Below are 13,090 nucleotides of genomic sequence, written 5' to 3'. Positions count from 1 at the left end.
AGCTTAGAGTAATTTCAAAGCCTGAAAACACGTGTCACCCATAACTATAGGATATACAACCTTTGCATATCGATTTGATTAAAGAAGCCCGGAACTCTTCAGTTCCGGGCTTCATTTCTTTGGATATTAAAGTTTGTTAATCAGTTTGATTCTAAACTGAAAAAAGAATTAAGCTACTACCATATTTCAGAGAGTATTTAAGTGATTGATTGCTTGAGGGAAAGCCTTAAATGTTTTTTTCATGGTCGTTTGTTTTTCAGAATCATTTCAAATTTAATAATAATATTTTATTATTCCTAATTTTAATTCACATTTTTTAGAATATTATTACAATATTAATACTTGGTTAATTTTATATGACTAATCAATTGATAGTTTTTATATATTGAACAAACGCAAAGAATTGCTTAACTTTGTAGAGATAAAAAACAAAATATATGTATCCAACAGATTTAGTAATGCCTATGAAGGCAGAGCTTACAGATAAAGGTTTTCAGGATTTAACAACTCCCACTCAGGTAGAAGATGCTTTAAAGCAATCCGGAACTACCCTATTGGTAATCAACTCCGTATGTGGTTGTGCTGCAGGTGCTGCAAGACCAGGAGTAGTATACTCTTTAACAGGAGACAAAAAACCAGATCATTTAACAACTGTATTTGCAGGATTTGATACTGAGGCTGTGGTAGAAGCAAGAAAACACCTTGCTCCATTCCCTCCAAGTTCTCCATGTGTAGCACTTTTCAAAGATGGTGAATTGGTTCACATGCTGGAAAGACACCACATCGAAGGGAACCCGGCAGGTGCTATTGCCGCAAACCTTCAGGCTGCATACGATGAGTATTGTTAATAAACAACAAACTAGATATCAAACCGTTACAAAATTTGTAACGGTTTTTTTATTTAATCACGTAAAAAATTTTCTGAAAATTCAAATATCATTATATTTGTTGAAATGGCAACCAAAGCACTTTTCAATACCGTAGTCAACTGGTTCATCCGTCAAAGGATTGATCAGATACAGAATTTCATGGATCATCCCATTGAAACCCAGAAAGGTATACTCTTTTCTCAATTGTTTCATGCGGAGGATACAGAATATGGCAAACTATACGGATTCAATTCTATATCAAGTTATCAGGATTTTAAAAACAAAGTTCCTATTGTCACCTATGAAGAAATGGAACCTTTTATTGAAAAAGCAAGACAGGGATATAAAGATGTAAGCTGGCCCGGTCTCATTAAACATTTTGCCAAATCATCGGGAACCACCAATGCGAAAAGCAAATTTATTCCCATCTCTGCAGAAAGCCTTGAATACTGCCACATGAAAGCAGGAAAGGATATGGTTTCCATCTACGCCAACAACCATCCTGAAAACCAGCTTTTTAATTATAAAAACTTACGTTTAGGAGGAAGCTCCGAATTGTATGCTGATTTTAATACAAAATTTGGCGATTTATCAGCTATTTTGATTGACAATCTTCCGTTTTGGGTAGAAATTACCACCACACCAAGCAAGAAAGTTTCTTTGATGGGTGAATGGGAAAGCAAGCTGAAAGCAATCACTTCCGAAGTAAAGAATGAAGATGTAGGAAGTATCCTTGGAGTACCCAGCTGGATGATGGTTCTTTTGCAGAGAGTATTAAAAGAAACCAATGTAGAAAGTATTTCTGAACTGTGGCCTAATTTAGAGGTGTTTTTTCACGGCGGAATAAGCTTTAAACCCTATCGGGAACAATTCAGGCAGATCATCGGAAAAAACATCAATTACTACGAAATTTATAATGCTTCCGAAGGGTTCTTCGGGATACAGGACAGACCGGACAGTGATGAGATGCTTCTGATGCTGGATTATGGGATATTTTATGAGTTTATCCCAATGGATCAGTTCCATTTTTCAAATCCTAAGGTCGTAAGCCTGGAAGATGTGGAAGTAGGAAAAAATTATGCAATGGTCATCACAACCAACGGAGGACTTTGGAGATACCTGATTGGAGACACTGTTGTTTTTACTTCAGTTAATCCTTTCAGAATAAAAATAACGGGAAGAACCAAACATTACATCAATGCTTTTGGGGAGGAACTGATGATTACCAACGTAGAATCAGCCCTTTCAAAGGCTTGTGAAGCAACGGGTGCCCAAATCACGGATTTTACAGGAGCTCCTGTATTTATGAACGGAAATGAAGGAGGTGCTCATGAATGGATTTTTGAATTCAGCCAGCATCCGGATGATCTGGACAGCTTTATTGATGCTTTTGACAAGCATTTAAAGACCATCAATTCAGACTATGAAGCAAAGAGATACAACAATATAACGCTTAAAAGACCTATTGTACATATCGCTAAAAGCAATCTGTTTTATCATTGGCTGGAAGCTAAAGGAAAACTTGGCGGACAAAATAAAGTGCCCAGATTAAGCAATGACAGAGAATACATTGATCCTTTGCTGGAAATGAATAAATAAGAGAGAAAGATTCCCGACTCTCAATTGTATACTAAAAAGCCGTAGTTCAATAGAATTACGGCTTTTTCATTTATTTGCTTAAATCTTCTTTTACTTTCTTCGCGGCTTCCTCTACTTTCGAAGCTCCTTTTTTCGCAGCTTCTTTTGCATCCTGCCCTACTTTATTCGCTTCAGTTTTAATATCCTGTCCCGCTTTGTGAAGATCCTGTTTTGTTTTATCAGCTGTCGCATCAATTTTATCTTTTGCTTTCTGAGCAGCATTGTCAATTTTATTCCCCGCTTCATCTACTTTTGCTTTCACATCTTCTTTTGCATTGTTGATCTTTGCTGTATCAACGGTGTTTGGCGTCTCTGAAACAGTAGTCGTGGTAGTGGTAACAGATCCGTCAGGGTTTTCTACCTGTTCTGTTTTTGTTGTTGATTTTGTGCATGCTACAGTGAATACTGAGATTGTTACTGCAGCCAAGATTTGTTTTTTCATATTGTATATTGTTTAATGATGTTTGTAGTGTTTATTGTGCCTTCGTGTCCTGAGCAGGAGGTGTTTCTGAAGCTTTTTGTTTCTTTTCTGCTTCAACCTTCTTTTTTTCCTCTTCCTGTTTTGCTTTGTTTTCTTTTTCCAGCTCTGCTTTTAGCTTATTTTCTTCTTCCTGAAGCTTTTTAGCCTGTTTTACAGAATCAATATACTGAGGAGAAGACATTCTTATTTTTCGGGCGATATCCACTGAAACAGCTCCTGTAGAAAAGGAATCAATAGCCGTGGTATCATACCGAACTTTCACTTCCTGTTCAGCTCCGAAACCTGGAGATTCTTTCTTGGAACAGGCAGTAAAAAGGATAATAAAAATAAAAATCGCAGACAGTAAATTTTTCATGGAACTAATTTAATCGAAATTCTGCAATTACAGGATAGTGATCCGATAATTTCACAGATTGATCTACTTTATAGCTTAGCGGAATGATTGATTTCGATGTAAAGATATAGTCAATTCTCAAAGGAACTTTATAATCATGAAAACTACTGGCACTTCCCTTTCCGGCCACTAAAAACGCATCCTGAAGATCCTTTCCAAGATTATAATATTCATATGAATTGGGAACGGAATTAAAATCTCCGGCCAAAATCACAGGGTAAGGTGATAAATCAACCATTTTTCTGATTCTTTTTACCTGATCTTCATGAGCCTGGAATGTTGGAGTCATATGGGAAAGCAATGTAGAAATATTTCCAAAACCTAATCCATCAAGTTTCGTAAACATAGATTTATTAAGCCTGAAAGGTTCAAGATAAATATTAATAATTCTGATTACTTTTCCATTGATGTCTATATCAGCATAAAATGAATTTCCACGTGCTTTTTCATCAATAAGTTCTGCCTGTCTTACAATTTTATGTTTAGTTTTAAGAATAACTGACGGATATTTTATAAGATCACGTTTTATAACACGATTTGTATCTTTTTCCTGTACAAGAATAATATCCGCATCCTGTGCCATGATATAATCTTTTACTTTATCCCAGCCATATTCTCCGTATTTCACATTAAAAGTCAGTACTTTAATATCCCGTATTGTTTTTAAATTTTCAGTTTTAGGAGAAAAATTGACCCATCGTCTGATTGGGTTGTAGAAAATAAGAGTACCTAAGGCAAAAGCAATCGCAATTTTTTCTTTTTTGAAGATCCATACCAGCGTAAGAATCACATGTGCCAGAATCAGATAAGGAAAACCAAGAGACAGAAGATTCAGGTTGCCTAAAATATTGGGTGGAATCCATGCATTCCCCAATGTGCATAACAGCAAAACAGCAACAACGATATGTATAAATAGTAATATCTGGTTCGACTTCATGAAAAAACGGTCTTGGTACGGTTTTCTTTCAACAAAAATCCTACCAAGCAGACAATTTTAACTCTTTTTATGATTATTTGTCCTCCGTAGAAAACTTAACTGTGACAGGATAATGATCTGAAATACTTACAGAACGGTCAACTTGATAAGATATTGCCTTTAATGATTTTGAAGAAAACACATAGTCTATCCTGATTGGAAATTTATAGTCGTGAAAACTGGTTGCACTTCCTTTCCCCGCAGTTAAAAATGCATCTTCAAGACCTTCTGATAAATGATAATACTCATAAGAATTGGGCACAGAATTGAAGTCTCCTGCTAAAATTACCGGATATGGAGAATTATCAATGACTTCCCGAATGAGAGCCACTTGTTCCTGATGTTTTTTAAAAGTTGGAATGAGTCTTTTTATAATATCTTTTAACTTTTGTTCATTAGTATCTGTATTTCCGTTAAGCTTCACCATATCTTTTTCGAAGCGGAAAGGATGAAGATAAACATCAATAAACCGATATACCCTGCCATTAATTTCTATATCAACCAGTAAACCAGGAACCCTTACATTATCATCCTGTGGATCTATGATCTGTTGTTTAATGATTTTATGCTTAGTCAAAAGCATTAAACCTTTGCCAGGGTTTGTTTTCTGATACCCTTCAAATTGATATTTTCTACCCGAGTCCTCTTGTAAAAGCAGAACATCTGCATTCTGAGTTCTAAGATAAGGCCCAATATCTTTATTTCCTCCACCTCTGGTATTGAAAGAAACTACTTTTATTTCAGAATTCCCTTTTTGATCAGAATAATTCACCCACCGTTTTACAGGATTTATAAACGCCAACCCAGCAAACATAAATACAAAAGCCCACTTTTTCCAGCTGAATACCCAGAAGATAGTTAGCACAATATATAAAATGACTAAAATCGGGAATCCCAGCGACAGTAAATTAAACCACGGAAAAATCTTTGGGGGAACATAGGCATTTAATAATGTACCTAGCATCAAAAATAAAATTCCAAGATGTAGAATGAATAATATGAGACGGAAAATTTTCACAAGATTATTTTAATTGAATCGGTACAAATGTTTCTTCCAAATTCTTGCCAGCAGCCAACCCACCAAAGCGCCGCCTACGTGGGCAAGATGTGCAATTCCTCCTCCGTTTCCTGATAATCCAAGATATATTGAAATTACCACAATAATGGGTAACAAATACTTTACTTTAATCGGAACCGGAATAAACATAATACCAATTTTAGAATCCGGATATAATGTTGCAAATGCCGCTACTACTCCGAAAATAGCTCCAGAGGCACCCACCATTGGTGTGGCCACAATACCTTTTAAACTTTCAAGTAACTCTTTTTGTTTAAGAACGGAAGTTGTATTTCCTGCAAATTCAACACTTGCACCAGATAAATAGGCATTGACATTAAATCCTAGCTGCTCCAATTCGCGGGAAAGTTGCTGAACTTCTACAAAGTTCCATAAATTAAAAAGGAAAAATGCTCCCAAGCCACTTGCAAAGTATAAAATCAAATACTTTTTGTCACCTAAAGTCTGTTCCAGAATAGGACCAAAACTAAAGAGTGTCATCATATTAAATAAAATATGCATAATACTTCCATGCATAAACATATGGGTAATAACCTGCCATGAATGGAAAAAGGGAGAGAACGGATAAAAGCCGGCGAGATAACCAATAATCTGGTTTCCCATAAAGTAAGTAACAATAAATACTATAACATTGATTATAATAATATTCCTTGTAATTGGCGGTATATTGTCAAACATAATTTTTTAAAATTTGTTTTTAAAGTCATTAAACGGAACTTCATAAAAACATCTTTTGCCGTCCGGTAAAAATTCCGGGAAGCCTAATGCTGTAAAGTCTTTGATAAGCTGTTCCGCATCTTTTTTATAAATAAAGTCAAATCTTGACTTCGACTGCATCTTGTTCCATTGGTTATGGTAATACAGCATGAATTCTTCTTCTGTCTTGTATTCCAGGATTTCAAAAAGGTTTTCCAGAAACTTCATAGCCTGGGTTTCTTTCAGACCTTCGGGAAGTGAATCTATTCGAAGTACACTTTCATGAGCAATTTTCATGTCAAACCCTAATTCCGGAAGATATTTTTTGATCGAATTGTATTTTGTCTTCTCGATTTCATTCATGTGGTACTCCAGAGAGAAAAGAAGAGCATGGCTGTTTGTATTTGATTTTCTGGTAGATTTATTTCCCTCAGAAACCAAAAGCCTGTGCATTCTTCCCAAATCCAGCATTAAAGTAACATCTCCTTTATTGAAAAGCCAGTAACCATTGGGAAGTCTCATAAGGTCTTCGTCAAAATCTTCATCTTCAAACAAGTTGATCTTCGAAGGCTCTGCCGTTATGTTCTGATGATACATTTCTGTAAGGTTCTGAATTTCTTCAGGATGCACTACATTTTTTTCTTCAAGGAAAGGATTATAGTCTTTATCTACAATAATTTCAGGCATTTTGATAATGCCTCCACTTGTTCCGCCGCCATTTCCTTTACTTGGAATTGGCTTATTCATCATTTCATCCAATTCAGGATCTCTGTCAAAATCAAGGCTTGGAGACACGTTATAAATTCCTAAAGATCTTTTAATCGTTGAACGCAGTAAAGCAAAAATAAGGTGCTCATCCTCAAATTTTACTTCTGTTTTCTGTGGATGGATATTGACGTCTATTTTCTCCGGATCAAGCTCCAGGAAAAGGAAAAACGAAGGTACATATCCAGGTTGAAGCAATCCTTCAAAAGCTTCCTGAACCGCTTTATTGAAGTACGGACTTCTGAAATATCTGCCGTTTACAAAAAGAAACTGCTCTCCTCTTGCTTTCTTAGCGCCTTCGGGTTTAGCAACAAAACCGTGAAGCTTACACCAGATAATATCTTCTTTAATGGGTATCAACAGCGGCTGAAGCTTTCTTCCGAAAACATCTACAATACGCTGCATCTGGCTTCCTTTTCTCAGTCTGAAAACAGCTTCATCATCATGAAACAGAGAAAATTCCAGATTCTCATGAGCTAATGCAACCCGCTGAAACTCATCAATAACATGTCTGAATTCAACATTATTATTTTTCAAAAACTTCCTTCTTGCAGGAACGTTATAAAAAAGATTTTTTACTAAAAAGTTTGATCCGTCTGCTGTCTGAATCGGGTCCTGAAATTGGAAAACCCCACCTTCAATGTAAATATTGGTTCCGATGGAAGTATCTTTTTGTTTTGTTCTGAGCTCCACCTGAGAAACCGCAGCAATGGAAGCCAAAGCTTCTCCCCGGAATCCTTTTGTGGCAATCTTAAAGATATCTTCTGTTCTTTTGATTTTGGAGGTAGCGTGTCTTTCAAAGGCCATCCGTGCATCTGTTTCAGACATTCCTTTTCCGTCGTCTACCACCTGAATAAGGTTTTTCCCGGCATCTCTGATGATCAATTCAATCTTCGTTGCATCTGCATCTATAGCATTTTCCAAAAGTTCTTTCACGATGGATGCAGGCCTCTGCACCACCTCTCCTGCTGCAATTTGGTTGGCTACATGATCCGGTAAAAGCTGAATAATATCTGACATAAAAACGTAAATCAACTTACAAAAATAGTCAATGGAAACGGGAATTAAAATACTAAAATCGTGATTTAATATTTAATTATCAACATTTTTGCCTATTTATCCCCAACTGATTTTTTTAATGTTTGTAATGAAGGGCGTTAGCAAGTTGATCCGTCTCATCCGGAAACTTTCATTTCACCGACCATGGAAAGAGGACAAAAAACAATAAAAATACCAATAATGAAGTTAGTTTTTCAGAAAAACGCCCCTATTCCATCATAAAATAAGGGCGTTTACAGCTAGTTTATACAAAAAAATAATAGTGTGTTTTACATTTTAATCCTCAAAGACAAGTTTTCTTTTCCTCTCTCTTTTAGGAATTCCATGGATTTTATCGTACAGGTAAGCAAAAAGATTCGGTTTTTTATAAATCCTGCTGTATCTGTACTTGGTGTTGAAATGTCGAATATGGATTTTATAGGCATCATACCCAATTACAATCAATAGACATATACTGATTACATAGAAGACTCTGAATTCAAGATAGTAGTAAGTTAACCCTGAGAATACTGCTCCCATCACATAGGCAAGCATGATACTCATCAGAAGTTTTGCTCTGCCAATCAGTTCTCCATTTCTTCTGTACTTTTTCTGTGTAAACATGGATACCAGGATTCCCAGGTCGGTGGTTGTTCCGGTAAGGTGGGTTGTTTTCACGGAGAAGTTGGAGATACTTGCCGTTAATCCGTTTTGCAATCCAGTAGCGAAAAGCATCAATGCTACTAAATATTCTGTTTCTTCTAATGTTTTCTGATAATAAAACTGCCCGTATATTCCTACAAAAAGAAGACATAAAATTTCCAGCGCAATAGGCATAGAATGGGCAAAATATTTACTTTTTTTATTAAAATTGATAACAATAAAGTTGGACAGAAAGCTTCCGAAGAAGAACAAAAAGATCCATCCTCCTACTACTCCTACCTGCGTCCAGTTTCCTTTACTGATTTCTGCCGCCAAAATAGCGTAGTGGCCCGTTACGTTTGATGTAAAAGAGAGAAATATCAATAGGGAAGCAATATTTATAGTACCTGCCGTAAAGGCAGTCAGCGTCCCCAACCTGATATTGTCTCCCAGTGTCCTGCTGTTACTATAATTTCTTAACATTTTTTATCTTTTTAAATAGTGTTTAATTCTTTTTAGACCTCTACAAAGATCTCCGCCAGTCTTCCTCTTTCCGGAAGCCTTTCTCTTACCTCAACTGTAATTTCGTGAGATTGAAGTTCTTTGCATTTTTTGATATAAGGAATCAGATCGAATTTGCCTTTTCCTTTGCTTTTAATAGATGGAGAATAATAGGCTTCCTCAATATTTTCTGCCTTTACATACTGGTTAAATGTTCTTTGGAAACTTCCTGTAAAGACATCACAGATGATTTTGTTAACCAGGTGAGGATATTTATTACTGATAATTCCGAAGGCATCACAGAATTCCGAAGGCCTGATTTTATTGAAAATAGATGTTTTGGTACTGAACAAAAGATCTCTGATAGAATCTCCGGAATCATACCCGGAAGTCAAAAGGATATTATATTGGTTCTGATCTTCTGATGCCTCTTTCTCTTTAAGTACTTTTTTCAATATGTTCAATGACTCAAGAGAGTAATCTGTTGCAATTAAAATTGTTTTAGCCATGTTCTTTATTATTTTGTATCGTGTTTATCTTTTTTGATGATACAAAACTAGAACGACCATATTAGAAGGTCTTTGGAATAGAATTAAAATGTGATTAAAGAGATTAAAATGAGATTAGAAAATTGTTAAGTGGAGTTAATATAACGAAAAATCAAAATCGGAAAAGAGCGAACACACCTACACAACACACTGATTATCAAAACAAACAAGGTAAAAACAGTTTAATAAAGTTCAGGATAAAGATATTTATTTGTTGATCTCTTCTCCTTTCTGCATCATACTATAGAAATTTGGAAAACGCATCTGTACAGTGGTTCCCTGATTCTCATGGGAGCTTACAATCAGTTCACCGTGATGCATTCTTACGATATTTCTGGCCAATGGAAGCCCGATTCCGTAGCCTTCGTAATTATTGGTATTGGAAGCTCTGAAGAACGGATCGTAGATTTTATTCATTTCGACCTCCGGAATTCCGATTCCATTATCTTTTACAATAATATAAACGTCTGTATTGGTAGCGCCTAATGAAACTTTAACCTGCTGGAAATTAGAGTATTTACATCCATTACTGATGATATTAGCCACTGCAAGATGCAATAGCTGTTCATTCCCCTGTACTTTTAATTTTTTCGGATTATCGGGAAGCATACTGATATCCAGATAAATATTATTTCTGGAATCGATCCTTCTGAGGGTTTCAATGACATCCCAAAGCAGCTGGTCAATTCTCACCTTATCCATCTTCTGGATCTTTCCATCGAATCCGGTTTGGGCAATCATTAAGAGCGCTTTGATCTTTTTATCCAGTTTTTCAGCTTCATCCAGAATAATCCCCAGAGTTTCTTTATACTCTTCGGCTGTTCTGCTGATGGAAAGCGCGACATCCGCTTCTCCCATAATGGAAGTTAAAGGAGTTCTCAATTCGTGGGAAACATTTCCGATCAGGTGATTCTGGGTTTCGAAAGACGTTTCAATACGGTTGAGCATATCGTTGAAAGTATCTACCAACTCATTCAGCTCCTTATTATCAGGCTGTGCTTCCAATCTTAAGTGAAGGTTTTCTGAACTGATCTCCTTTACTTTTCCGGTAATTTTTAATATTGGCCTGAATAACGTTTTTGAAAGATAAAACGAAAAGATCATACTAAAGAACAGCGATAGTACGATACAGGTAAGCAGTGTTCTTTTTAAAAAACCAAGATAGTAAACAACATAGTGGTTTTTGGCAGAAGCTATCGCAATATAATCTTTATTATCATATCTGAAACTCTGCCCTATGTAATAGAATTCCTGATCATTATAATTGGATTCCCCTTCTTTGATGATATTTTTAAAGAAGTAAGCTGGAATATGGACTTCCTGGGATATTTTTTTGAAATTGGAGTCTGTAGGAACCGCAAAAACATAGTCTTTTTCCATCGGAAGCTCTTCATCATTCAGGCTGCTGAGAACATAGTTTTCCGGAAGGTCAAGATGGTCTTTGCTCTTTTCAATCTGAACAATAGTAGCTGTTCTGATCTTCAGCAGTTCATAAAACCTCTGATGTGAAAAATTAACGATTGAAAAGTACACCAAACCACTGAACAGCAAAATGATGGCGGTAAAAACCAGCATTAAAAGTACCATCGTTTTGGTTTGATTTGTAATCACTTTATTAAACATTCATTATGTTTTTTTCAACACATACCCCATTCCTATCACGGTATGAATCAATTTATTATCATCCTGGCTATCCAGTTTTTTTCTTAAATAGTTTACATATACATCTACTACATTGGTTCCCAACTCATAGTTTACTCCCCACACTGCGTCCAGAATTTCTGCTCTGGAAATTACTTTTTCCGGATTATTCAGGAAATACAGCAGGAGTTTATATTCCGTGGAAGTCAGGGAAATGTCTTCTCCCGAACGGGTTACCTTCTTTGTATAATCATTCACCATCAGATCAGAAAACTGAAATACATGTTCATTATCCGGTTCTGGTTCAGTAACTTCCTGCGGGCCGTTGTTATTGCTTCTTCTTAGCAGAGATTTCACACGGGCAACCAGTTCAATGAATTTAAAAGGTTTTACCAGATAATCATCTCCACCACTTTCCAGTCCGAGAACGATATTTTCAGAAGTTCCCAAAGCCGTCAGAAATAAAATCGGAACACTCTGATTGGTTTTTCTTATCTCTTTACACACATCCAAACCATTCATTTCCGGAAGCATGATATCTAAAATAACAAGATCGAAATCGTTAGCCTGTACCAGCTGTATTCCTGTGCGTCCGTCAAAAGCCACAGAAATTTCATATCCGTTTTCCTGAAGTCCTTTTTTAATAAAGGATACCACGCTTGTTTCGTCTTCGATAAGAATAATTTTTTTCATAAATGAAATAAGGAGTTTTACAAAAATAGGGAATTTTTCCTGGGATGGGCAAACCTGGAACAGAGAAAGGAAAGGAGGCTAGAAGATGGGAGTCTATTACGACCTTTTTATGATTCGGTTCAGATGAATTAGATTTAACGCAAAATCCGCAATGAATTTCAACATAAAATTATAAAATGATCGCAAGGGCGTTTCACTATGCAATGATCGCATTCTTAGCTGAACGAAGTGCCCTCGCGATCGAAAATAAAACAGTATAATAAACTTACTAGCTTTGCGTTTTCATTTTTCCACTTTTGTATCACTTAACCTTTTTATGAATTCCTCTTTTTACCATACAACCTATATAGAATAATATTACCTTTGTTTTTAATAGAATGATGAATAAATAATTCAGGTTAAATTGCATAGCGTATGAACGACTTTTTAATAGGTATCGGCAAGAGATTAAAGGATATTAGAAAAAAGAATAATTTAACCATTAATGATCTGGCTTTCAAAGCAAATGTGAGTAACGGTCTTGTTTCCAGAATTGAAAACGGAAGAACAATTCCTTCCCTTCCGGTTTTACTGGATCTGATACAGTCTCTTGAGATTGATGCCAGTTATTTTTTTGAGGGTGTTGAGAAAAAATCCAATGCCAAATTCATCTATGTTCCGAAAGAGAGCCAACAGGTTATAGAAAAAGAGGTAGAAGCTGAAGGATTCAAGTATATGCATATTTTTAGCAAGAGTCTTCATTCTTTGGGTTTTGAAGCGGTATTGTTAACGCTCGAACCCAATTCTAAAAGAGAAAAGGTAATTACGGATGCCTGGGAATTCAAATACATTCTGAAAGGAGAAGTGAAATATGTGATTGATAATGAAGAAATTATCTTAAAAGAGGGAGATTCTTTATATTTCAATGGAAAATTTCCTCACGTTCCGGTAAGCATCAGTGATGAAAGCTGTGTGATGCTTGTTCTTTATTTTTATACTGCATAATAACACCTTTTTTAACGCAAAGCTTTATTACTAAGCCTTAATACCTTTAAGCGAGCAAAGAGTGGAATCAATTTCATTGATTCTTTCTAAGCGTATGCAAATGAAAATGTTTCTTCAGCGACAAAGTCGCAGCCTTTGCTCTCTTA

The 13,090-nt window shown here is 35.9% G+C and carries 13 protein-coding genes; 3 read left to right on the top strand and 10 right to left on the bottom strand.

Annotated elements, in window-relative coordinates; genetic code table 11:
- Positions 1–437: 437 nt before the first annotated feature.
- Together ODR02_RS06620 and ODR02_RS06615 are read left to right on the top strand one after the other, a co-directional pair.
- Positions 438–848 carry a BrxA/BrxB family bacilliredoxin gene (locus ODR02_RS06620; protein WP_079243608.1) on the top strand — a complete coding sequence of 137 codons (411 nt, stop codon included), beginning with the start codon at positions 438–440 and terminating at the stop codon, positions 846–848.
- A 105-nt stretch (positions 849–953) separates the two neighbouring features.
- Positions 954–2,468, top strand: a complete 1,515-nt coding sequence (locus tag ODR02_RS06615; protein ID WP_209786584.1) for a GH3 auxin-responsive promoter family protein — start codon at positions 954–956, stop codon at positions 2,466–2,468.
- A gap of 70 nt (positions 2,469–2,538) precedes the next feature.
- On the opposite strand, the gene ODR02_RS06610 is transcribed toward ODR02_RS06615, so the two are convergent.
- The 10 genes from ODR02_RS06610 to ODR02_RS06565 form a co-directional block, all read right to left on the bottom strand.
- Entirely contained in the window at positions 2,539–2,949 is a 411-nt protein-coding gene (locus ODR02_RS06610; protein WP_309511903.1) for a hypothetical protein, read from the bottom strand.
- Positions 2,950–2,980: 31 nt separating this feature from the next.
- Positions 2,981–3,343 (bottom strand): hypothetical protein, encoded by a 363-nt coding sequence (locus tag ODR02_RS06605; RefSeq protein ID WP_209786582.1) that lies wholly within the window; start codon positions 3,341–3,343, stop codon positions 2,981–2,983.
- Positions 3,344–3,347: 4 nt separating this feature from the next.
- A complete protein-coding gene (locus ODR02_RS06600; RefSeq protein ID WP_209786581.1) occupies positions 3,348–4,319 on the bottom strand; it encodes an endonuclease/exonuclease/phosphatase family protein in 972 nt (323 codons plus the stop codon).
- 73 nt (positions 4,320–4,392) lie between these two features.
- Complete coding sequence (locus tag ODR02_RS06595) at positions 4,393–5,322, bottom strand: endonuclease/exonuclease/phosphatase family protein (protein WP_309511902.1); 930 nt, start codon at positions 5,320–5,322, stop codon at positions 4,393–4,395.
- A 63-nt stretch (positions 5,323–5,385) separates the two neighbouring features.
- A complete protein-coding gene (locus ODR02_RS06590) occupies positions 5,386–6,114 on the bottom strand; it encodes a rhomboid family intramembrane serine protease (RefSeq protein ID WP_209786580.1) in 729 nt (242 codons plus the stop codon).
- Between the two features lie 6 nt (positions 6,115–6,120).
- Complete coding sequence (gene mutL, locus ODR02_RS06585; RefSeq protein WP_309511901.1) at positions 6,121–7,917, bottom strand: DNA mismatch repair endonuclease MutL; 1,797 nt, start codon at positions 7,915–7,917, stop codon at positions 6,121–6,123.
- Positions 7,918–8,232: 315 nt separating this feature from the next.
- Complete coding sequence (locus ODR02_RS06580) at positions 8,233–9,060, bottom strand: YoaK family protein (RefSeq protein WP_309511900.1); 828 nt, start codon at positions 9,058–9,060, stop codon at positions 8,233–8,235.
- Between the two features lie 32 nt (positions 9,061–9,092).
- Positions 9,093–9,587 carry a hypothetical protein gene (locus tag ODR02_RS06575; protein ID WP_209786577.1) on the bottom strand — a complete coding sequence of 165 codons (495 nt, stop codon included), beginning with the start codon at positions 9,585–9,587 and terminating at the stop codon, positions 9,093–9,095.
- Between the two features lie 246 nt (positions 9,588–9,833).
- Positions 9,834–11,249: a sensor histidine kinase gene (locus ODR02_RS06570; protein ID WP_309511899.1), complete on the bottom strand. Its 1,416-nt coding sequence runs from the start codon at positions 11,247–11,249 to the stop codon at positions 9,834–9,836.
- A 3-nt stretch (positions 11,250–11,252) separates the two neighbouring features.
- Complete coding sequence (locus ODR02_RS06565; protein ID WP_309511898.1) at positions 11,253–11,960, bottom strand: response regulator transcription factor; 708 nt, start codon at positions 11,958–11,960, stop codon at positions 11,253–11,255.
- A 414-nt stretch (positions 11,961–12,374) separates the two neighbouring features.
- Between ODR02_RS06565 and ODR02_RS06560 the strand changes: the two genes are divergently transcribed.
- A complete protein-coding gene (locus tag ODR02_RS06560; RefSeq protein ID WP_047380002.1) occupies positions 12,375–12,944 on the top strand; it encodes a helix-turn-helix domain-containing protein in 570 nt (189 codons plus the stop codon).
- Positions 12,945–13,090: the final 146 nt, after the last annotated feature.

The sequence above is a fragment of the Chryseobacterium sp. CFS2 genome (assembly GCF_036543225.1).
Taxonomy (GTDB): domain Bacteria; phylum Bacteroidota; class Bacteroidia; order Flavobacteriales; family Weeksellaceae; genus Chryseobacterium; species Chryseobacterium culicis_A.
Note: the sequence above shows the minus strand (reverse complement) of the source record. Positions and strands in the feature narration are given on the sequence as shown.